The following is a 21518-nucleotide window of genomic DNA, read 5'->3' as shown; positions in this document are numbered from 1 at the left end:
GGTAAACCCGCTCCCACAGGAATACCATCGGCATTGAGAGCGGCGCTGTCCCTGTAGGAGCGGGTTTACCCGCGAAGCAGACGACGCCGACTTCAGAGGCCGGCGATGTGGGTGACATCCTGCCGGTGCGATTGCAGGTAAGGCAGCACCGCTGCCAGCAACGGCGCCTTGAACGGCTCCTGGAAACGATGCGCCAACCCCGGAATCAAGCGCAGCTGGCTGCCCTGGATATGCGCCGCCAGGTGCACCCCGTGCATCACCGGCAGCAACGGATCGGCCGTGCCATGCACCACCAGCGTCGGCACCCGTAGATCATTCAGCAACTGCACCCGGCTCGGCTCGGCCAGGATCGCCATGATCTGGCGCTTGGCGCCGTCCGGGTTATAGGCCCGGTCATAGGCCACCGCCGCCTGCTGCAGCAACACCGCCCGCTCATCGTGCACCTGCGGGCTGCCCAGCGCCGCCAGCAAGTCCGCCTGCTGCTCGATGGCCACCTGGCGGTTCGGTGCACTGCGCCGCGCCAGCAATTGCACCAGCGCCGGAGCCGGCGCCGGCAACCCCGCCGCCCCCGAGCTGGACATCACCAGGGTCAGGCTTCGCACCCGCTGCGGCGCCATGGCCGCCAGGTGCTGGGCGATCATCCCGCCCATGCTCACCCCCAGCACATGGAACTGGCCAATGCCCAGGGCATCCATCAGGTGCAGGCCGTCGCCGGCCATGTCGGTCAGGCTGTAGGGCGCGGCGACCGGCAGGCCCAGCTTGTAGCGCAGCAGCTCGACGGTAAGGTTGGCCGACGGCGGCAGCCGGGTCCAGCGCGACAGGCCGACGTCGCGGTTGTCGTAGCGAATCACCCGAAAGCCCTGGCGGCACAAGGCCTCGACCACGTCGTCAGGCCAGTGGATGAGTTGCCCGCCGAGGCCCATCACCAGCAACAAGGCAGGGTCACGCGGCGCGCCGACGCTCTGGTAAACCAGGCTCACCTCGCCGAGTTCGGCCCGTTGCACCGGTACGTGGGCGTCGCAACGCGATGCGCCGAAGCTGGCCGATGCGCTGAACATGAAACAGAAAAAAAGCAGAAAAGCCCGCATGAAAAAAACACCAGAATGCAGATCCCCAGTAGAGCGCGAGTCTGATGACTTTCGTTCGGGCGCGCTGCCACAGTTCAATGACAGTTTGATGAACCCTGCCCAGCGGTGCGGCTGATCGTCCAGTCGACAGCCGGGGACAACATGAGCGAAACTCAACTCATTCCCTGTTTCCTCGTACCTTGCCCCCGGAGTCAGCTGTGCTGGAGATCCGTCACCTGAAAACCCTTCATGCCCTGCGCGAGGCTGACAGCCTGGTGGAGGCCGCCGAGCGCCTGCACCTGACCCAGTCGGCGCTGTCGCACCAGTTCAAGGAGCTGGAAGAGCGCCTGGGCCTGCCGCTGTTCGTGCGCAAGACCAAGCCGATCCGCTTCACCAGCGCCGGCCTGCGCCTGCTGCAACTGGCCGATGCCACCCTGCCCCTGCTGCGCGGCGCCGAGCGCGACATCGCGCGGCTGGCCGGCGGCACCGCCGGGCGCCTGCACATGGCCATCGAGTGCCACAGCTGCTTCCAGTGGCTGATGCCGACCATCGACCAGTTCCGCGATGCCTGGCCGGAAGTGGAGCTGGACCTGGCCTCGGGCTTCGCCTTCGCCCCGCTGCCGGCGCTGGCCCGCGGCGACCTCGACCTGGTGGTGACCTCCGACCCGCTGGACCTGGCCGGCATCACCTACGTACCGCTGTTCACCTATGAGGCGATGCTTGCCGTGGCCAACCAGCATCCGCTGGCCAGCAAGCCGTACATGGTGCCCCAGGACCTGCTCGACCAGACCCTGATCACCTACCCGGTGGAGCGCGACCGCCTGGACATCTTCACCCGCTTCCTGGAGCCTGCCGACATCGAACCGGCGGCGGTGCGCACCTCGGAGCTGACGGTGATGATGATGCAACTGGTGGCCAGCGGCCGCGGCGTCTGCGGCATGCCGCACTGGGCACTGCACGAGTACAGCGCCCGCGGCTATGTGAAGGGCAAGCGCCTGGGCGAGAAAGGCCTGTTCGCCACGCTTTACGCGGCAGTGCGCACCGACATGCTCGATGCGCCCTACATGCGCGACTTCCTGCTGACCGCCAAGGACACCTCGTTCGCCACCCTCGATGGGGTCAGCGCGGTGCGCTGACGGCCTGGCGGTACAGCGGCAGGATCAGGTCGCGGGTCAGCGGCGCCAGCGCCAGCGTCGGCGTCTGGTCAGCGGCCAGCCACTGCACTTCTTCGATTTCCGCCGCTGGGGTCACGGCCCCGGCACTGTCGACGCGAAACAGCTCGGCCTGAACCACGAAGCCGGGCTCGTTGGCGGCCGGGGCGCTGAACTGGCCCAGGTGCACGGCCTGGGCCGGGTCAATGCGCAGGCCCAGTTCTTCGTGCAGCTCGCGCACCAGCGCCTGCACCGGCGTCTCACCGGCATCGATCTTGCCGCCCGGCTGCATGAAGGCCTGGGTGCCGCGCTTGCGCACCAGCAAGGTGCGGCCTTGCGGGTCGATCAACAGGGCGGCGGCGATGCGGATGGTGTTGGGCATGGGCGAAGTCTCGGGGTATTGACCGGGGAGGATCCCATGGGCTCCCGGGACTGACAAGACCGGGTTTCCTGTGCCGGCCTCTTCGCGGCGGTTCGACGCCTCGATAAACCCGCTCCCACAGGGATATCACAGGCCTGAAGAGCTGCGCGGTACCTGTGGGAGCGGGTTTACCCGCGAAAGGGCCGGTACAGGCCAGACAATGCTTCGCAGACGAACGGCACCTTGCCAACCCGGCATTGACCCGCCATAACCAACACATGAACCTGCCAGCCCACCAGCACCCGGTGCTCGAGCTGTTTCACCCGGCCATCGGCACCTGGTTCCGTCGCCATTTCGCCACCGTGACCGATGCCCAGGCTCGTGCCTGGCCGTTGATCCACGCCGGCCAATCGATGCTGCTCGCCGCCCCCACAGGCTCCGGGAAGACCTTGAGCGCCTTCCTCGCCGTCCTCGACGAACTGTTGCGCCAGGGCCTGGAGCACGCTGGCGAACTCCCGGCGCACACTCAGATCGTCTACGTCTCGCCCCTCAAGGCACTGTCCAACGACATCCAGTTGAACCTGCAGGCGCCACTCGAAGGCATCAGCCAGGCCCTCCAGGAGCAGGGCCTGAGCGCCCCGCGCATCACCACCGCCGTGCGCACCGGCGATACCCCACAGAAGGACCGGGCCGCCATGCGCAAGCGGGCCCCGCACATCCTGGTGACCACGCCGGAATCGCTCTATGTGCTGATGGGCTCGGCCTCGGGTCGCGCAGGGCTGGCCAGCGTGCACACGGTGATCGTCGACGAGATCCACGCCCTCGCCGGCAACAAGCGCGGCGCCCACCTGGCACTGACCCTGGAGCGCTTGCAAGCCTTATGCGGGCGCCCACTGCGACGCATCGGCCTTTCGGCCACCCAGCGCCCGGTGGAACGGGTTGCACGGTTTCTGGTGGGGCATGAGCGTCCCTGTGCCATCGTCGATGTCGGCCATGCCCGCCAGCGCGACCTGGCCATCGAGGTCCCGCCCGTACCACTCGGCGCGGTCATGGCCACCGATGCCTGGGGCCTGGTGTACGACCGTCTGGCCGCCCTCGCCCGCGAGCACCGCACCACACTGGTATTCGTCAACACCCGGCGCCTGGCCGAGCGCATCACCCGCCACCTCGGTGACCGCCTCGGCAAGCAGGCGGTGGCCGCGCACCATGGCAGCCTGGCCAAGGAACTGCGCCTGGATGCCGAGCAGCGCCTGAAGAACGGCCAGTTGCAGGTGCTGGTCGCCACCGCGTCGCTGGAGCTGGGCATCGACATCGGCGACGTCGACCTGGTCTGCCAGATCGAATCGCCCGGCTCGATCGCCGCCTTCCTGCAACGGGTCGGTCGCTCCGGGCACCAGGTCGAGGGCATCCCCAAGGGGCGGCTGTTCGCCACTTCGCGCGATGACCTGATCGAATGCGTGGCGCTGCTCGACTGCGTGCGCCAGGGCGAACTCGATGAGCTGCACATCGCCAAGGCACCGCTGGATGTGCTGGCCCAGCAGATCGTCGCCGAAGCCAGCAACCAACCCTGGCAGGAACAGGCGCTGTTCGACTGCCTGCGCCAGGCCACGCCCTACGCCGAACTCGACATCGACCACTACCAGGCCCTGCTGCGCATGCTCGCCGAAGGCTACAACGGCCGCCTGGGCGTGCGCAGCGCCTACCTGCACCGCGATGCGGTCAGCGGCACCTTGCGCGGGCGCCGGGGCAGCCAGCTGACCGCACTGACCAGCGGTGGCACCATCCCCGAAACGGCCGACTATGCCGTACTGCTCGAACCCCAGGCGCTGAGCATCGGCAGCGTCAACGAAGACTTCGCCGTGGAAAGCATCGCCGGGGATATCTTCCAGCTGGGCAATGCGTCCTACCGCATCCTGCGGGTCGAACCGGGCCGGGTGCGGGTCGAGGATGCCCAGGGCCTGCCGCCTACCATTCCGTTCTGGCTCGGCGAAGCACCGGGGCGCAGTGACGAACTGTCCTTCGCCGTCGCCCGTCTTCAGGCGCGCCTCGATGAACAGCTCTCGCAGCCTGACGGCGATGGCGCCGCGGTGCTGGCATGGTTGCAGGCCAGCTTCGCGCTGAACCCAGCCTGCGCCAACCAGCTGCTCGACTACCTGGGCCGTGCCCACGCGGTTCTCGGCGCCCTGCCCTCGCAGCAGACCCTGGTGATGGAACGCTTCTTCGACGAGTCCGGCGGCACCCAGTTGATCATCCATTCGCCCTACGGCAGCCGCATCAACCGCGCCTGGGGCCTGGCCCTGCGCAAGCGCTTCTGCCGCACCTTCAACTTCGAATTGCAGGCGGCCGCCAGTGAGGACGCCATCGTGCTGTCGCTGTCGACCAGCCACAGCTTCGAACTGGATGAAGTGTGGCGTTACCTGAACAGCCGCAGCGCCGAGCAGATCCTGATCCAGGCCGTGCTCGACGCCCCGTTGTTCGGCGTGCGCTGGCGCTGGAACGCCGGCGCGGCCCTGGCCTTGCCGCGCTTCGTCGGCGGACGCAAGGTGGCGCCGCAGATCCAGCGGATGAAAAGCGAGGACCTGATCGCCGCGGTGTTCCCCGACCAGATCGCCTGCCTGGAAAACATCGCCGGCGAACGGCAGGTCCCGGATCACCCGCTGGTCGAGCAGACCCTCGACGACTGCCTGCACGAGGCCATGGACAGCGAAGGCTGGCTGGCCCTGCTGCGGCGCATGGAAAGCGGCCAGGTGCGGTTGCTGTGCCATGACTTGCCGGCACCGTCACCGCTGGCCTCGGCGATCCTCAATGCCCGGCCCTACGCCTTCCTCGACGATGCGCCGCTGGAAGAGCGGCGCACCCAGGCGGTACTGAACCGACGCTGGAACGAGGTACACAGCAGCGATAACCTGGGGGCGCTGGACGCCGATGCGATCGAGGCCGTGCAGGCCGAGGCGTGGCCTGAGCCGGGCAATGCCGATGAAATGCACGAAGCCTTGATGAGCCTGGGCGCCATCAGCCAGCAAGAGGTTCAGGCCAACCCCACCTGGGAACTGCCGCTGCGCCAGCTGGCCAAGGCCGGCCGTGCGCTGCGCCTGGTCGACGAGCGCCTGTGGCTGGCCCGCGAGCGCCAGAACCTGCTGCAGGCGCTCTACCCGGGATCGCGCCTGGAACCTGCACTGGCCCTGCTCCCGGGGTTCGACCAAGACATCGACCCGGACAGCGGATTGAGCGAACTGCTGCGCGCCCGCCTCAGCGGCCATGGCCCGCAGACCTTGGCACAGATCAGCGCGCCGCTGGGCAAGCCCGCCGTCGACGTGGAACAGGCCCTGGCCCGCCTGGAGGCCGAAGGCTACGTGTTGCGCGGCCATTTCAGCCCCGGCGAAGCCCAGCTGCAATGGTGTGAGCGGCACCTGCTGGCGCGTATCCATCGCTACACGGTCAAGCGCCTGCGCCGGGAGATCGAGCCGGTCAGCCTGCAGGATTTCATGCGTTTCCTGTTCGACTGGCAACACCTGGCAGCCGACGAACGCCTGCGCGGCCCGCAGGCGGTGGCCGAGGTGCTGGGCCAGCTGCAAGGCTTTCCCAGTGCGGCCGGTGCCTGGGAGGCAGAGTTGCTGCCCGCCCGGATCGAGGATTACAGCCGGCACTGGCTCGACGAAGTCTGCCGCAGTGGTCAGTTCGCCTGGAGCCGCCTGGCGGTGACGCTGGCCAGCAATACCCTGGCCAGCACGCCGCTGGTGTTGCTGCCACGCGAGCACCTGGGCCTGTGGCGCAGCCTGGCACCGGAGGCGTCCCCGGAGGCCCTCGGCGCCCGGGCGCAGCGCGTCCACCAGGCCTTGCAGGCGCAGGGGGCGCTGTTCTTCGACGAATTGAGCGACGAGGCCCACCTGCTACCGAGTGAGCTGGAAGCGGCCTTGCAGGAACTGGTCGGCGCCGGCCTGGTGGGCGCCGACAGCTTCACCGGCCTGCGCAGCCTGATCACCCCGGCGGCCAAACGTACGTCACGCAACAGCCGGCGCGGTCACCCACCGATCTCCAGCAGCATGGCCCATGCCGGGCGCTGGGCCTTGCTGCGCCGGGGCAGCACCGGCGTCGACGAGCAGCGACGCCTGGAGTACATCGCCCGCGCCCTGTTGCGCCGCTATGGGGTGATCTGCTGGCACTTGCTGGAGCGCGAAAGCGATGTGCTGCCGCCCTGGCGCGAGCTGCTGCGCTGCTATCACCGGCTGGAGGCACGCGGCGAGATCCGCGGAGGGCGTTTCATTGCCGGTTTGGCGGGCGAGCAGTTCGCCTTGCCCGAGGCGGTCGGGCTGCTGCGCCAGGTACGCCGGCGAGCGCTGGATGGCGGGCTGGTGGTGGTGAGTGCCAGCGACCCGCTGAACCTGATCGGTTCATTGCTGCCGGGAGCGAAGGTGCCGGCGGTCAGTGGCAATCGGCTGTTGTATCGCGATGGGGTGCCGGTGGCGGTGCGGGTTGCCGGGCGGTATGCGTATCTGCTGGAGGCGCCGGCAGAGGAACAGGACCTCTGGCGGCTCAAGCTGCTGCGCGATACGACCTGACAACGGTTTCGGGTTGCGCGGTCCCACCGGTCTGTATCCGTCTCAACGCCGGACCCAGGCGAGAATGATTTTCGCTACCCCGATTTTAATTTGCAGTGCCACACAAGTTGGCTATGGTCGGGGTTTGCCCCAGGCCCTGAGCCTGACCGCGCCATCGCAAGGATCCCGTATGAGCCTGTCACTTCTCAGCCGCTATGCATTCTTCACCGCCTGTGTCCTGTTCACCCTGGCCAGCCTGCCGTTCCTCCACCACGAGTGGCTGTGGCCGTTCGCCCTGGCCACCGGAGCGCTGAGCCTGATCGGGGTGTTCGACCTGCTCCAGCAACGCCACGCGGTACGCCGCAACTACCCGATCCTCGGCAACATCCGCTACCTGGTTGAAGGCATCCGCCCGGAGATCCGCCAGTACCTGCTGGAGGCCGACAGCGACGCCCTGCCCTTCTCCCGCGCCCAGCGCTCGCTGGTCTATGCCCGGGCCAAGAACGAAGCCTCGGACAAACCCTTCGGCACCCTGATCGACGTGTACCAATCCGGCTTCGAGTTCATCGGCCACTCCATGCGCCCGGCGCCACTGACCGACCCGGCCAGCTTCCGCGTCAGCGTCGGCGGCCCGCAGTGCAGCCAGCCGTACTCGGCGTCGATCTTCAACATCTCGGCCATGAGCTTCGGCTCGCTCAGCGCCAACGCCATCCGCGCCCTGAACAAGGGCGCCAAGCTGGGCAACTTCCACCATGACACCGGCGAAGGCAGCATCAGCCCCTACCACCGCGAGCACGGCGGCGACCTGGTGTGGGAACTGGGCAGCGGCTACTTCGGCTGCCGCACCGCCGACGGCCGTTTCGACCCGCAACGCTTCGCCGCCCAGGCGCGTACCCCGCAGGTGCGGATGATCGAGATCAAGATGAGCCAGGGCGCCAAGCCCGGCCACGGCGGCATCCTGCCCAAGCACAAGGTCACCGCGGAAATTGCCGAGACCCGTGGCGTGCTGATGGGCGAGGACTGCATTTCCCCCTCGCGCCACAGCGCCTTCTCCACGCCGATCGAGATGATGCAGTTCATCGCCCAGTTGCGTGAGCTGTCCGGCGGCAAGCCGGTGGGCTTCAAATTCTGCCTGGGCCATCCGTGGGAATTCATGGGCATCGCCAAGGCCATGCTGGAAACCGGCATCCTGCCCGACTTCATCGTCGTCGACGGCAAGGAAGGCGGCACCGGCGCGGCACCGGTGGAGTTCACCGACCATATCGGCGTGCCCCTGCGCGAAGGCCTGTTGTTCGTGCACAACACCCTGGTCGGCCTGAACCTGCGCGACAAGATCAAGCTCGGCGCCAGCGGCAAGATCGTCAGTGCCTTCGACATCGCCAGCGTGCTGGCCATCGGCGCCGACTGGGCCAACTCGGCGCGCGGTTTCATGTTCGCCATCGGCTGCATCCAGTCGCAGAGCTGCCACACCAACAAGTGCCCGACCGGGGTGGCCACCCAGGACCCGCTGCGCCAGCGCGCCCTGGTGGTGCCGGACAAGGCCCAGCGGGTGGTGAACTTCCACCACAACACCCTGCGCGCGCTGGCCGAGATGCTCGCCGCCGCCGGGCTGGAACACCCGGCACAGCTGGAGGCCAAGCACCTGGTGCGGCGGATCTCGGCCACCGAGATCAAGCTGTTCTCGCAGATGCACGTGTTCCTCAAGCCGGGCGAATTGCTCACCGATGAAGTCAACGGGCAGTTCTATTCGCGCATGTGGCAACTGGCCCGGGCTGACAGCTTCGAGCCGCACAGCGACGCTGCGGCTTGATCGCCCTTGGGCCTCATCGAGGCCCGAATTCCCCGCCCATCCCAAGTGCCCCGACGTCAGGCAACTGACAAAAATGTCAGTTGACGGCGTCGCCTGCCGGGCGCTTGATCGAATTCCGAGAGGCCACCGGTCAACCCATGCGCAGTAGGGGGGAACCGTCGTTCACGGCCATGACTCTTCTGTAACACTTCCACACCAGGGCAGACACCATGAACAACGGCCGCGACCTGCGCATCGACTTCTTCCGCGGCCTGGCCCTGGTGTTCATCTTCTGGGACCACATCCCCGACAACCCGCTGGGCAATTTCACCGTGCGCAACATCGGCTTCAGCGACGCCGCGGAGATCTTCGTGTTCCTCGCCGGCTACGCTGCCGTGCTGGCCTACGGCAAGGTCGCCCGACGCGACGGCTGGCTGGTGGCGAGCATGCGCATACTGCGCCGGGTCTGGGTGCTGTACGTGGCGCATATCTTCCTGCTGGTGCTGCTGATGGGCATGGTGTTCGTCGCCAACCAGCATGCCCAGCGGGACATGATCGAGGGCATGGGGCTGACCTATTTCCTCAATAACCCGCAGCAGGCACTGGTGGACGAGCTGATGCTGCGCTTCAAGCCCAACCTGATGGACCCGTTGCCGCTCTATATCCTGTTGCTGCTGGCCTTGCCCGTGCTGTTGCCGCTGCTGATGCACCGCCTGGCACTGGCGCTGGGCCTGTCGCTGGGCCTGTACGCGCTGGTGCAGGTATTCAAGTGGAACCTGCCGGCCCAGGCCGGTGGCGTCTGGTATTTCAACCCCTTTGCCTGGCAACTGCTGTTCTTGCTCGGTGGCGCGGCGGCGTTGCATGGGCAGCACGCGATAGCCGCCGCGTCCACGCCGGCATGGCGCCAACCACTGTGGCTGGCGGCCGCCAGCGTGGTGCTGGCCAGTGCCGTGATCACCCTTTCCTGGCGCTGGCCGGCCTTGCACGACGTGCTGATACCGCGCGGATTGGGGGAATGGCTCTACCCGATCGACAAGACCAACCTGTCGCCGCTGCGTGTGGTGCAGTTCCTCGCCCTGGCCTACTGCACCGCTCGCCTGGTGCGCAGCGGCCCGTGGCTGGACGGCTGGCTGGCCCGGCAGAGTTGCCGGATGGGGCGCTATTCGCTGGAGGTGTTCTGCCTGGGCGTGCTGCTGGCACCGCTGGCGGACCTGCTCAATGCCCAGGGTGGAGATCACTGGCCGGTGCAACTGCTGACCGCTTTGGGTGGTGTGCTGGCGATGGTGATGCTGGCGGGGTGGCTGGACTGGAGCAAGCAGTTGGGGCGGACGGTGGAGGCACCCGCGGTTGTGGTGTAAAGGGGGGCGCTTTGCGCCCCTTTCGCGACGCAAGGCCGCTCCTACGAGGGATCGCGTTTCCCTGTAGGAGCGGCCTTGTGTCGCGAAAGGGCCGCAAAGCGGCCCCCGGCTTCACATCAGGCGACCGGGCTTGCCAGCCCCGGTTCCTGCTTGGGCGCCAGACGGAACAGGTGGTAGAGCACGGTCAACAGCACCAGGAACGCCGGCCCGATATACAGCGCCACGCGGGTATCCTCGAAGTACGCCATCAGGCCCACCACCAGCACCAGGAAGGCCAGGGCCAGGTAGGAGCTCAGCGGCCACAGCCACATGCGGTACTTCAGTGCCTTCTGCTCGGCGCTCGACAGGCCGGCGCGGAACTTGATCTGCGCCAGCAGGATCATCACCCAGGTCCAGATCGCGCCGAAGGTGGCGATCGAGGTCACCCAGACGAACACTTTCTCCGGCACCAGGTAGTTGGCCAGCACACCCAGCAGCAGCGCGCCGATCGACAGCAGCAAGGCGTTGCGCGGCACCCCGCTCTGCGAGGTGCGGGCGAAGGCGGCCGGGGCCTGGCCGTTCTGTGCCAGGCTGTAGAGCATGCGCCCGGTGCTGAAGATGCCACCGTTGCACGACGACAGCGCCGCAGTGATGACCACGAAGTTGATGATGCCGGCAGCGGTCTTGATGCCCAGGCGCTCGAAGGTCATGACGAACGGGCTGCCCTGGCTGCCGATGCCGTCCCACGGGTAGATCGACAGGATCACGAACAAGGCGCCGACGTAGAACAGCAGGATGCGCCAGAACACCGATCCGATCGCCTGGGGAATGGTCTTCTGCGGGTTGCGGGCCTCGCCGGCGGTGAGGCCGATCATTTCCACCCCCAGGTAGGCGAACATCACCATTTGCAGCGACATCAGCACGCCGGTGACGCCATTGGGCATGAAGCCGCCATTGCGCCAGAGGTTGGAAATGCCCAGCGCTACGCCATCATTACCGAAGCCGAAGGCGATCACGCCAATGCCACCGAGGACCATGGCGATGATGGTGACGATCTTGATCAGGGCGAACCAGAACTCGAATTCGCCGAACGCCTTCACCGCGATCAGGTTGACCGCGCCCATGCTGCCCAAGGCCGCCAGGGCCCAGATCCAGCGCGGTACGTCGGGGAACCAGATGCCCATGTAGATGGCCACCGCGGTGATTTCCGCGACGCAGGTGACGAGCCACAGGAACCAGTAGTTCCAGCCAGTGAGAAAGCCGGCCAGCGGCCCGAGGTAGTCCTGGGCATAGCGGCTGAACGAGCCGGCGACCGGGTTGTGCACGGCCATTTCGCCCAGCGCGCGCATGATCACCAGGATCGCCAGGCCACCGATGATGTAGGAGAGCATGATCGCCGGGCCGGCCATTTCGATGGCTTTGGCCGAACCGAGGAAGAGACCGACACCGATGCAGGCACCGAGGGCCATCAGACGAATGTGCCGCTCGCCCAGCTCACGCTTGAGCGGGCCGCCCTGGGTGGGCTCGGCAGGGGCAGGATGGTTGCCGACTGGCATAGCAATACAACCTCATTTTGTTATTGGATTTGACCTTCGTGCAGCACCGGCCAGGCCGATAGGCGTGGCGTTGGCTCGCCGGGCTGGCCTTGTGGGCCGGCCCGCCTGCCGGACCAGAGCGGTCGGCAAGGCGAAGGGGGCGAGCAGTATAGGAAGACCTTTGCAGGGGTTTTCACTGTAAATGGGCCGTTATTTGGCGAGAGTTCTGCAAGCGGCCGCTTCACTCCGTCACCCTAGCAATATCGCCAGGCGAAGAAACCCACACCAAAGCCGCATATCCCCAGCGCAGCTTTCATACCTTCCTACAAATTTTTCACCTAATCCCGTCAACGTCTAAGCTTCAGACAAGCAAGACGAAAACACCTGGCCGGAAACAAGACTATGGGCGCACTGTGGCAGTCGGAACCAACCAGAAGGGAAGCACCCGAAGCATCGCCGGCCGAGACGCCACCCAGCAAATCCCCACGTCAGCGCAAGCTGTGGTGGCGGCTGATCATCCTCATCCTGCTGGTGGCGCTGGTGGCCATCGGCTTTGCCGCCTATGACGAGTTCCGCACCTCCAACCTGCAATCGCGCGAATTCAGCAAACTGGCCACCACCCTCACCTACTCGCTGAAGTCGGGGCCCAGCGATGCCATCATCTACCCCGGCGAAGGGCCGTTCGACAAACGCCTGGGCTACAGCTCGCTGGGCGAATTCCTGCCGCGCCTGCTCAAGCGTGATTACCTGGTCAGCCAGCAGGTGCAGTTTTCCCCGGCACTGATGAACTATGCCGAGCATGGCCTGTTCGTCCCTTACATCGAGAAGATCCAGGCCGGCCTGTCGATCACCGATTGCCGCGGCGACACCCTGTACCAGTACAACTACCCGCAGCACCTGTACCCGAACTTTGCGGCGATCCCGCCGGTAATGGTCAACAGCCTGCTGTTCATCGAGAACCGTGACCTGCTCGACACCCACGACCCGAAGAACAACCCCGCCGTCGACTGGCCACGCTTCGCCAAGGCCGCCTACAGCCAGGTAGCCAAGTACCTGGCCCTGCCCGGCCAGTCCGCCGGCGGCAGCACCCTGGCCACCCAGCTGGAGAAGTACCGCCATTCGCCCGATGGCCTGACCGTGTCCGGCGCCGAGAAGATCCGCCAGATGATTTCGGCCAGCGTGCGTGCCTACCAGGGCGGCGCCGACACCACCGAGGCGCGCCAGCGCATCGTGCGCGACTACCTCAACAGCGTGCCGCTGTCGGCGGTGCCCGGGCATGGCGAGGTGCACGGCATGGCCGAAGGCCTGCGGGTGTGGTACGGCGCCGATTTCGACCAGGTCAACCAGGCCCTGACCTCCACCGCCAGCGACCCTGACAGCATGGCCGCGCGCGGCCTGGCCCTGCGCCAGGTGCTGTCGCTGATGATCGCCCAGCGCCGGCCTTCGCATTACCTGTCCAAGGGCCGGGTGGAACTTGCCGAACTCACCGACTCGCACATCCGCGTGCTGGCCGCCAACCAGGTCATCGAGCAGCCGCTGGCCGACGCCGCGCTGGCCAGCAAGGCGGTGTACCGCGACTGGGTGGCGCAGCCGACCATCGTGCCGATCATCACCAACAAGGGCATCAGCCTGGCGCGCAACCGCCTGGCGGCGATGCTCAACCGCCCGCTGTACGATCTCGACCGCCTCGACGTATCGGCCACCAGCACCTTGCAGGCCGACCTGCAGGTGCAGGTCAGCCAGTACCTGAAAAACCTCGCCGACCCGGCATTCGCGGCGAACATAGGCCTGATCGGCGAACGCCTGCTCACCGCCAAGACCACCGACCAGGTCAGCTACAGCTTCACCCTGTTCGAACGCACCGCCGACGGCTCGCGGGTGCGGGTGCAGACCGACAGCACCAACCAGCCGTTCGACATCAACGAAGGCAGCAAGCTGGAACTGGGCTCGACGGCCAAGCTGCGGGTGCTGACCACCTACCTGGAAATCATCGCCGAACTGCACGACAAGTACGCTGGCAAGAGCCCTGCCGAGTTGAAGAAAGTCGAGGTCGCCGAACTCGACCGCATCAGCCAGTGGTCGCTGGAGTGGCTGGCGCAGAACAGCAAGAACCAGAGCCTCGACGCCATGCTCGACGCCGCCCTGGAACGCAAGTATTCGGCCAACACCGGCGAAGCCTTCTTCACCGGCGGCGGCATGCATGTGTTCAACAACTTCCGCAAGGAAGACAACAACCGCAACCCGACCCTCAAGGACGCCCTGCGCGAGTCGATCAACCTGCCGTTCATCCGCCTGATGCGCGACCTGGTGCGCTACTTCACCTACCAGCAACCGTTCAACCGGGTGCCGCTGCTCAAGGACGACGCCGACCCGCGTCGCCAGGAATACCTGGCGCGCTTCGCCGACAAGGAAGGCACCAGCTACCTGATGCGCTTCTGGAAGAAGTACCAGCGCAAGACCTCGCAGCAGCGCCTGGACACCTTCCTCGACAGCATGCGCGCCACCCCGCAGCGCCTGGCCGCGGTGCACCGCTACCTGTTCCCGGAAGCACGCCAGGAAACCTTCAACGCCTTCGTCCGCGCCCACAGCAAGGACGACAAGGTCGCCCTGGGCAAGCTCACCGACGGCAAGCTGGCGGAAATGTACGAAGCCTATGGCCCGGGCAAGTACGACCTGCCCGACCAGGGCTACATCGCCAAGGTCCACCCGCTGGACCTGTGGCTGCTCGGCTACCTGCTGAGGAACCCGGCCTCGACCCTGACCGAAATGGTCAACGCCAGCCGCTTCGAACGCCAGGAGGTGTATGGCTGGCTGTTCAAGAGCCGCTACCAGGGCGCCCGTGACAGCCGCATCCGCACCATGGTCGAGATCGAGGCGTTCCTCGACATCCACCAGCGCTGGAAGCGCGTGGGCTACCCGTTCGACCACCTGGTGCCGTCGCTGGCCACCGCCATCGGCAGTTCCGGCGACCGCCCGGCGGCGCTGTCGGAATTGGTCGGCATCATCCAGAACGACGGCGTGCGCCTGCCGACGCTGCGCATCGACACGCTGCACTTCGCCGCCGACACCCCGTACGAAACCCAGCTGGTCAGCGACCCTGACCGTGGCGTGCGGATCTTGCCGGTGGAAGTGGCACGGGCACTCAAGGGCGCCATGTCGCAAGTGGTCGATGCCGGTACCGCACGGCGCATCTCCGGCAGCTTCAAGCTCGACGACGGCACGCCGCTGGTGATGGGCGGCAAGACCGGCACCGGCGACAACCGCATCGAAAGCTTCGGTGCCGGTGGCCGGCTGATCGGCTCGCGGTCGCTGAACCGCACCGCGACCTTCGTGTTCTTCCTCGGCGACAACCATTTCGGCACCTTGACCGCGTTCGTCCCGGGCCGCTCGGCGGAGAAGTTCACCTTCACCTCGGCGCTGCCCGTACAGGTGCTCAAAGGCATGGCGCCGATCCTGATGCCGTACCTGCAGCCGGGCAACCCGAACGAATGCAAGCCGCCGGAGGTGGCCATGCCGGCCCCGCAACAGGGGCCCGGGAGCGATGCATCTAAAACGTAGATGATAATCATCGGCATTTAGCGGCTTGTGTTTCGATATATCTTGAGTAATATCTTGCGATATATCGAAACACAAGGAACCCACCGATGCGCGACCCCGGCGCCCATGATCCTTTCGAACGCCGCCCCGCTCGCGGCGAACGCGGCCCGCGGGTATTCGCCCCGGGCGACCTCAAGTTGCTGATGCTGTCGATGCTGGCCGAGCAACCTGGCCATGGCTACGACCTGATCCGCCAGATCGAAAACCTGTTCGACGGCAGCTACAGCCCCAGCCCGGGCGTGATCTACCCCACCCTCAACTTCCTCGAGGAAGCCGAGCTGATCAGCGGGCAGGTGCACGGCAGCAAGCGCCTGTACGCCATCACCGCCGCCGGGCGCACCGCGCTGGCCGACCAGGCCGTGGCCCTCGATGGCGTGCGCATGCGCATCGAAGTCAGCAAGCGCGCCTTGCGCGGCCATGATCGCCCGCCGCAAATCCACGAAGCCGTCGGCAACCTGCGCCACGCCCTGCACATGCACAGCGGGCGCTGGACGCCGGAAGAAATCGATCGGGTACGCAACCTGCTCAACGACACTGCCAAGGCCATCGCCTCCGGGCCGGCCGATCCAGTCAGGGAGAATCCCCATGAGTGACACCATCCACCGCGTCAACCACGAAATCCGCCAACGCCGCCTGCAAGTGCTGCGGGTCACCGAACTGACCCCGCGCATGCGCCGCATCACCCTCGGCGGCGATGAACTGCAGGGCTTCACCAGCCTGGGCAGCGACGACCACATCAAGCTGCTGTTCGCCGAAACCGCCGAGCAGCAACAGGCCATGGACGCCCGCAACCTCGGGCGCGATGGCGGGGCCCGGCCGACCATGCGCGAGTACACGCCACGGCGCATCGACCTGGTCAACAACGAGCTGGACATCGACTTCGTGCTGCATGGCGATGGCCCTGCTTCGACCTGGGCGGCCCAGGCGGCGCCGGGGCACGTGCTGAATATCGCCGGGCCGCGGGCTTCGCTGGTGGTGCCGGATATCTTCGACAGCTACCTGCTGGTGGGCGACGAGACGGCGATTCCGGCCATTGGCCGGCGCCTTGAGGAACTGCCGGCGGGGCGTCGGGTGCTGGCGGTGATCCAGGTCGAGGATGAGCAGGAGCGCCAGCCATTGCCGAGCAAGGCTGACGTGGAAGTGGTCTGGATCAGGCGGGATGAGGACCTGCTGGCGATGCTGCAAGGGCTGACATTGCCGCAAGGCAAGCTGTACGGCTGGGTGGCGCTGGAGAAATCACTGACCCGCCAGGCCAAGGCGTTGTTGCTGGAGAAAGGCGTGGCCGAGGATGCACTCAAGGCCGCTGCCTACTGGCGCGCCGACGGGACTGCAGACGACGAATAATCTGTGCTCGCCTGCACTGGCCTCTTCGCGGGTAAACCCGCTCCCACCGGATCTCCACTGGCTTGAGTAAGGTGAGATCCCTGTGGGAGCGGGTTTACCCGCGAAGAGGCCGGTACAGGTCAAACCGATCTGTAACGCCCCCGCCACCGATCCAGCCCCAGCAACACCAGCCCGATCCCCCAGAACCCCGCCAGCACCCCCAGGGCATTGAGCATCACCTGCCCATATCCCAGGCTCGCCACATCGATGAACGGGTAGGCATACACGCCGATCTCGCTCCCCCGCCACAGCGCATAGGCGAAATACACCGCCGGGTACAGCGCCCACACCGCCAGGTGCCAGAGCCGCAGCCTGCCCTTGGGCACCTCGAACCACCAGTACAGGACGAACAGCAGCGGCATCACGTCGTGCAGCAGTTCATCCGCCAGCCATTGCCAGCCCTGCGGATGCCAGAGGTGGCGCAGCAACACGCTGTACGCCAGCGCCACCAGCACAATGCTCGCCGCCACCGCCGAACTCACTGCAGGCGACAGGAAAAACCGCCTGGCGCCTGACGCCCGACCGAACGCTGCGTAGCTGAGCACCGTCGCCACCAGGGTGTTGGTCAGGACAGTGAAGTAACCGAAGACATTGACCAGGCCTCCGATCAGGCTGGCCTGCTCCTGCCAGCGGGCCAGCAGCACCAGGTACACCTGCACCGCCAGGGCAAACCAGCCCAGCACGGCCATCGCGGTCAGCCAGGGACGTCGCGGCATGTCAGGCCTGGCGCTGTAGCTTCACGTACAGTTGCTCGACCTTTTCCCGCGCCCAGGGCGTCTTGCGCAGGAAGGTCAGGCTCGACTTGATGCTCGGGTTGCTCTTGAAACAGCGCACGTCCACGCGTTCGGCCAGGCCCTGCCATTGGTAGTGCGCCACCAGTTCGGTGAGGATCTGTTCGAGGGTCTTGCCGTGCAGCGCGTTGTGTTGGGCCGTGCTCATGCCAGTGCTCCGTGGGAAAGATGCGCACCTTACACGAGTGTAGTGGCAGGTGGGATCAGTGATGTCCGAGGAAAAATCGCTGGCCAGGGATAAAACCCCTGTGCTGAAATAGTGATGTTATACAGTAACAATACAAAAGCATCTGCCAAGGAACGCCTCATCCCCATGCTGCACATCCCGCTTCGCCTCTCCCCCCTCGCCGTCGCCTTGTGGCTGGCTTCCGCGCCCAGCCAGGCGCTGGAACTCGAACCCCAGGTGATCACCGCCAACCCCTTGGGCAATCGCCAACTGGCCGCGCCCAGCACCGTGCTCGAAGGTGACGCGCTGCTGCAGCAACAGCACGGCAGCCTCGGCGAGACCTTGAACAAGCAACCCGGCGTCAGCTCCACCTGGTTTGGCCCCGGCGCCAGCCGCCCGGTGATTCGCGGCCTGGACGGCGACCGTATCCGCATCCTGCGCAACGGCGTCGGTGCCCTGGATGCCTCGTCGCTGTCCTATGACCACGCGGTGCCGCTGGACCCGGTCAATGTCGAACGCGTCGAGATCGTCCGCGGCCCGGCCGCGCTGCTGTACGGTGGCAATGCCATTGGCGGGGTGATCAACACCTTCGACAACCGCATCCCCGACTCGCCCATCGACGGCATCCACGGCGCCGGCGAACTGCGCTACGGCGGCGCCGACACCACGCGCAGCAGCGCCGGCAAGCTGGAGGCCGGTGACGGCACCTTCGCCCTGCACCTGGACGCCAACAGCCGCCAGTTCAATGACCTGCGCATCCCTGGCTACGCCCGCAGCAGCAAAGTCCGCGATGGCGACGAGCCAGGCAGCCGCCACCGCCTGGAAAACAGCGACGGCCGCCAGGACGGTGGCGCGATCGGCGGTTCCTACCATTGGGATCACGGTTACGCCGGCCTTTCCTACAGCCGCTACGACAGCAACTACGGCTCGGTGGCCGAGTCCGGCGTGCGCCTGGACATGAAGCAGGACCACTACGCCTTCGCCTCGGAAATCCGCGACCTGGACGGCCCGTTCAGCTCGGTCAAGGTCGACGCCGGCTACACCGACTACGAGCACCGCGAGATCGAGGACGGCGAAGTCGGCACAACCTTCAGGAACAAAGGCTACGAAGCCCGCATCGAAGCCCGCCATCAGCCGCTGGGCCCGCTGCAGGGCGTGATCGGCGCCCAGGTCAATCGCAACGAGTTCTCGGCGCTGGGCGAGGAAGCCTTTGTCCCGCAGAGCGACACCGATAGCCTGGCGCTGTTCATGCTTGAACAATGGCAAGCCACCGAGCGCCTCAACCTGAGCTTCGGCGCGCGCATGGAACACACCCGTGTCGACCCCGACGCCAAGGGCAACGAAAACTTCGTCGACGCCGACAGCGCCAGCAGCTTCAATGCCTTCAGCCTCTCTTCGGGCGCGGTGTATCAACTCGACCCGGTCTGGTCCCTGGCCGCCAACCTCGGCTACACCGAGCGCGCACCGACGTTCTACGAGCTGTACGCCAACGGCGCCCATGTGGCGACCGGGACGTTCGAAGTCGGCGATGCCAGCCTGAACAAGGAAAAGGCCGTTTCCACCGACCTGGCCCTGCGCTTCGACAATGGCACCCACAAGGGCAGCATCGGCCTGTTCTACAGCCACTTCAGCAACTACATCGGCCTGATCGGCAGCGGTGTGCTGCGCGAAGGCGAAGAAGGCGACATCCCCGAGTACCGTTACCAGGGCGTGCGCGCACGCTTCTATGGCATCGAGGCGCAGGACCGCTGGAAGCTGCTCGAGAACCGCTACGGCAGCTTCTCCCTGGAGCTGTCCGGCGACTACACCCGGGCCAACAACCTCGACAGCGGCGAGGCGCTGCCGCGCATCGCGCCGCTGCGCCTGAACAGCGGGCTGGTGTGGGAGCGGGAGCGCTGGCAGGCGCGGGTCGACGTGGAGCATGCCGCCTCGCAGCAGCGCAAGCCGCAGAACGAGACCAGCACCGATGGCTTCACCACCCTCGGGGCGAGTGTCGGCTACCGCTTCGACATCGGCCAGAGCCAGTGGCTGGCGTTTGTGCGTGGCGAGAACCTGACTGACCAGACGGTGCGCTACGCCAGCTCGATCCTGCGCGATATCGCGCCGGCGCCTGGGCGTAGTGTCGAGGTCGGGTTGCGCACTACTTTCTGACCTTACGCGGCTCCCTGTGGGAGCGGGTTCACCCGCGAATGCGATGTTGAGGCCACCGCCGCATTCGCGGGTGAACCCGCTCCTACAGGACATGCATCCTGACTCCAGTTCATCGACACTGTTGCCGGATCGGTAATAATTCCCTGCGACAATTTGTCTTTTTTTATTACAACTTCCCCTATATCCTCTGCGCCGCTGGCTGAATCGCTTCACCCAGCCATCCCTTTTTTTCATCTCCATCGATGCGTTCGCGTCTCGATGCGCTTGCCGTTTGCTCAATAATCAAAAGATAGCGCTATCTCATGTTCCAACTGCCAAAAACCCGCAACACCGGCTTTGCCCTCCTCGCCCTCGCCGCAGGCCTGCCGGCCGCCGCCGGTGCCAGCGAACCCTTTGCCAAGGACTCCCCATGGATGTTCGGCGACTGGGGCGGCACCCGCACCGAGCTGCTGGAAAAAGGCTACGACTTCACCCTTGGCTACACCGGAGAAATGGGCAGCAACCTGCACGGCGGCTACGACCACGACCGTACCGCGCGCTACAGCGACCAGTTCACCTTCGCCAGCCACCTGGACCTGGAAAAGATCCTCGGCTGGCACGATACCGAGTTCCAGCTGACCGTCACCGAGCGCCACGGCGACAACATCAGCAACGACCGCATCAACGACCCGCGCGTCGGCGGCTTCACCTCGGCCCAGGAAGTCTGGGGCCGTGGCGAGACCTGGCGGCTGACCCAGCTGTGGGTCAAGCAGAAGTACTTCGACGGCGCCCTGGACGTGAAATTCGGCCGCTTCGGCGAAGGCGAGGACTTCAACAGCTTCCCCTGCGACTTCCAGAACCTGGCGTTCTGCGGCTCTCAGGTCGGCAACTGGGTCGGCGGCATCTGGTACAACTGGCCGGTCAGCCAGTGGGCCCTGCGCGTGCGCTACAACCTCAACGACGCCCTCTATGCCCAGGTCGGCGTGTACGAGCAGAACCCGTCCAACCTCGAGTCCGGCAACGGCTTCAAGCTCAGCGGCAGCGGCACCCAGGGCGCCGTCATGCCGGTCGAGCTGGTGTGGAGCCCACGCCTGAACGGCCTGAAAGGGGAATATCGCGCCGGCTACTACTACAGTAATGCCAAGGCACAGGATGTTCTCAAGGACAGCGACGGCCAGCCGGCCGCCCTCAGCGGCGCCGCCTACCGCAGCCGTTCGAGCAAGCACGGCATGTGGCTCGGCGCGCAGCAGCAGGTGACCTCGCTGGCGTCCGACCAGTCGCGCGGCCTGAGCCTGTTCGCCAACGCCACGCTGCATGACAAGAAGACCAATGTCATCGACAACTACGTACAGGCAGGGCTGGTGTACAAGGGCCCCTTCGACGCCCGCGCCAAGGACGATATCGGCTTTGCCGTCGCCCGCGTGCACGTCAACCCCGCCTACCGCAAGAACGTCCGCCTGGCCAACCAGGTGGCCGGCCTGGACGACTACGACAACCCGGGTTACCTGCCGGTGCAGGACACCGAGTACAGCGCCGAACTCTACTACGGCATTCACCTGGCCGACTGGCTCACGGTGCGCCCGAACCTGCAGTACATCCGCCATCCGGGCGGGGTGTCGCAGGTCGACAGCGCGCTGGTCGGCGGCCTGAAGATTCAAAGCACTTTCTGACCC

The 21518-nt window shown here is 66.1% G+C and carries 14 protein-coding genes; 9 read left to right on the top strand and 5 right to left on the bottom strand.

The window, feature by feature from the left end; translation table 11 throughout:
• Positions 1-92 precede the first annotated feature (92 nt).
• Positions 93-1088: an alpha/beta fold hydrolase gene (locus tag ACIP21_RS22345; RefSeq protein WP_400692180.1), complete on the bottom strand. Its 996-nt coding sequence runs from the start codon at positions 1086-1088 to the stop codon at positions 93-95.
• A 197-nt stretch (positions 1089-1285) separates the two neighbouring features.
• Between ACIP21_RS22345 and metR the strand changes: the two genes are divergently transcribed.
• Positions 1286-2203 carry a transcriptional regulator MetR gene (gene metR / locus ACIP21_RS22340; protein WP_294326521.1) on the top strand — a complete coding sequence of 306 codons (918 nt, stop codon included), beginning with the start codon at positions 1286-1288 and terminating at the stop codon, positions 2201-2203.
• Here the strand turns inward: metR and ACIP21_RS22335 are convergent.
• Complete coding sequence (locus ACIP21_RS22335) at positions 2187-2600, bottom strand: NUDIX domain-containing protein (protein ID WP_400692176.1); 414 nt, start codon at positions 2598-2600, stop codon at positions 2187-2189. The genes metR and ACIP21_RS22335 overlap by 17 nt on opposite strands.
• A 257-nt stretch (positions 2601-2857) precedes the next feature.
• Between ACIP21_RS22335 and ACIP21_RS22330 the strand changes: the two genes are divergently transcribed.
• The 3 genes from ACIP21_RS22330 (at position 2858) to ACIP21_RS22320 (ending at position 10264) form a co-directional block, all read left to right on the top strand.
• Positions 2858-7138, top strand: a complete 4281-nt coding sequence (locus ACIP21_RS22330; RefSeq protein ID WP_400692173.1) for a DEAD/DEAH box helicase — start codon at positions 2858-2860, stop codon at positions 7136-7138.
• Positions 7139-7307: 169 nt separating this feature from the next.
• Entirely contained in the window at positions 7308-8927 is a 1620-nt protein-coding gene (locus tag ACIP21_RS22325; RefSeq protein WP_400692170.1) for an FMN-binding glutamate synthase family protein, read from the top strand.
• A 209-nt stretch (positions 8928-9136) separates the two neighbouring features.
• On the top strand, positions 9137-10264 hold the full coding sequence (locus ACIP21_RS22320) for an OpgC domain-containing protein (RefSeq protein ID WP_400692168.1): 1128 nt from the start codon (positions 9137-9139) through the stop codon (positions 10262-10264).
• Between the two features lie 116 nt (positions 10265-10380).
• On the opposite strand, the gene ACIP21_RS22315 is transcribed toward ACIP21_RS22320, so the two are convergent.
• Entirely contained in the window at positions 10381-11799 is a 1419-nt protein-coding gene (locus ACIP21_RS22315) for an amino acid permease (RefSeq protein ID WP_400692165.1), read from the bottom strand.
• 381 nt (positions 11800-12180) lie between these two features.
• Here ACIP21_RS22315 and ACIP21_RS22310 point away from each other — a divergent pair, with 381 nt between their 5' ends.
• From ACIP21_RS22310 to ACIP21_RS22300, 3 genes are all read left to right on the top strand, one after another.
• Positions 12181-15336, top strand: coding sequence for a transglycosylase domain-containing protein (locus ACIP21_RS22310; protein WP_400692162.1), 3156 nt, complete (start codon positions 12181-12183; stop codon positions 15334-15336).
• An 86-nt stretch (positions 15337-15422) separates the two neighbouring features.
• A complete protein-coding gene (locus ACIP21_RS22305; protein ID WP_400692160.1) occupies positions 15423-15968 on the top strand; it encodes a PadR family transcriptional regulator in 546 nt (181 codons plus the stop codon).
• The gene (locus ACIP21_RS22300; RefSeq protein WP_400692157.1) at positions 15961-16719 is read left to right on the top strand and encodes a siderophore-interacting protein; all 759 of its coding nucleotides are present in this window, start codon (positions 15961-15963) and stop codon (positions 16717-16719) included. The genes ACIP21_RS22305 and ACIP21_RS22300 overlap by 8 nt, the downstream gene beginning before the upstream one ends.
• A gap of 119 nt (positions 16720-16838) precedes the next feature.
• Here the strand turns inward: ACIP21_RS22300 and ACIP21_RS22295 are convergent, their stop codons facing one another.
• Both ACIP21_RS22295 and ACIP21_RS22290 read right to left on the bottom strand, forming a co-directional pair.
• Positions 16839-17474 (bottom strand): Pr6Pr family membrane protein, encoded by a 636-nt coding sequence (locus ACIP21_RS22295; RefSeq protein WP_400692155.1) that lies wholly within the window; start codon positions 17472-17474, stop codon positions 16839-16841.
• 1 nt (position 17475) lies between these two features.
• Positions 17476-17697 (bottom strand): VF530 family DNA-binding protein, encoded by a 222-nt coding sequence (locus tag ACIP21_RS22290; RefSeq protein WP_023378991.1) that lies wholly within the window; start codon positions 17695-17697, stop codon positions 17476-17478.
• 165 nt (positions 17698-17862) lie between these two features.
• Here ACIP21_RS22290 and ACIP21_RS22285 point away from each other — a divergent pair, with 165 nt between their 5' ends.
• Together ACIP21_RS22285 and ACIP21_RS22280 are read left to right on the top strand one after the other, a co-directional pair.
• Positions 17863-19866: a TonB-dependent receptor gene (locus tag ACIP21_RS22285; protein ID WP_400692153.1), complete on the top strand. Its 2004-nt coding sequence runs from the start codon at positions 17863-17865 to the stop codon at positions 19864-19866.
• Positions 19867-20168: 302 nt separating this feature from the next.
• Positions 20169-21515 carry a carbohydrate porin gene (locus ACIP21_RS22280; RefSeq protein ID WP_400692150.1) on the top strand — a complete coding sequence of 449 codons (1347 nt, stop codon included), beginning with the start codon at positions 20169-20171 and terminating at the stop codon, positions 21513-21515.
• Positions 21516-21518: the final 3 nt, after the last annotated feature.

Origin of the sequence: Pseudomonas sp. NPDC089401, from assembly GCF_044749485.1 — a bacterium.
GTDB lineage: Bacteria > Pseudomonadota > Gammaproteobacteria > Pseudomonadales > Pseudomonadaceae > Aquipseudomonas.
This window is presented reverse-complemented; position numbering and strand designations above follow the sequence as displayed.

Excerpts from the sequence above, each read along its gene's own strand:
- ACIP21_RS22345 (WP_400692180.1), bottom strand. The coding sequence starts at position 1,088 with ATGCGGGCTTTTCTGCTTTTTTTCTGTTTCATGTTCAGCGCATCGGCC.
- ACIP21_RS22335 (WP_400692176.1), bottom strand. The coding sequence starts at position 2,600 with ATGCCCAACACCATCCGCATCGCCGCCGCCCTGTTGATCGACCCGCAA.
- ACIP21_RS22330 (WP_400692173.1), top strand. The coding sequence starts at position 2,858 with ATGAACCTGCCAGCCCACCAGCACCCGGTGCTCGAGCTGTTTCACCCG.
- ACIP21_RS22325 (WP_400692170.1), top strand. The coding sequence starts at position 7,308 with ATGAGCCTGTCACTTCTCAGCCGCTATGCATTCTTCACCGCCTGTGTC.
- ACIP21_RS22320 (WP_400692168.1), top strand. The coding sequence starts at position 9,137 with ATGAACAACGGCCGCGACCTGCGCATCGACTTCTTCCGCGGCCTGGCC.
- ACIP21_RS22315 (WP_400692165.1), bottom strand. The coding sequence starts at position 11,799 with ATGCCAGTCGGCAACCATCCTGCCCCTGCCGAGCCCACCCAGGGCGGC.
- ACIP21_RS22310 (WP_400692162.1), top strand. The coding sequence starts at position 12,181 with ATGGGCGCACTGTGGCAGTCGGAACCAACCAGAAGGGAAGCACCCGAA.
- ACIP21_RS22305 (WP_400692160.1), top strand. The coding sequence starts at position 15,423 with ATGCGCGACCCCGGCGCCCATGATCCTTTCGAACGCCGCCCCGCTCGC.
- ACIP21_RS22300 (WP_400692157.1), top strand. The coding sequence starts at position 15,961 with ATGAGTGACACCATCCACCGCGTCAACCACGAAATCCGCCAACGCCGC.
- ACIP21_RS22295 (WP_400692155.1), bottom strand. The coding sequence starts at position 17,474 with ATGCCGCGACGTCCCTGGCTGACCGCGATGGCCGTGCTGGGCTGGTTT.
- ACIP21_RS22290 (WP_023378991.1), bottom strand. The coding sequence starts at position 17,697 with ATGAGCACGGCCCAACACAACGCGCTGCACGGCAAGACCCTCGAACAG.
- ACIP21_RS22285 (WP_400692153.1), top strand. The coding sequence starts at position 17,863 with ATGCTGCACATCCCGCTTCGCCTCTCCCCCCTCGCCGTCGCCTTGTGG.
- ACIP21_RS22280 (WP_400692150.1), top strand. The coding sequence starts at position 20,169 with ATGTTCCAACTGCCAAAAACCCGCAACACCGGCTTTGCCCTCCTCGCC.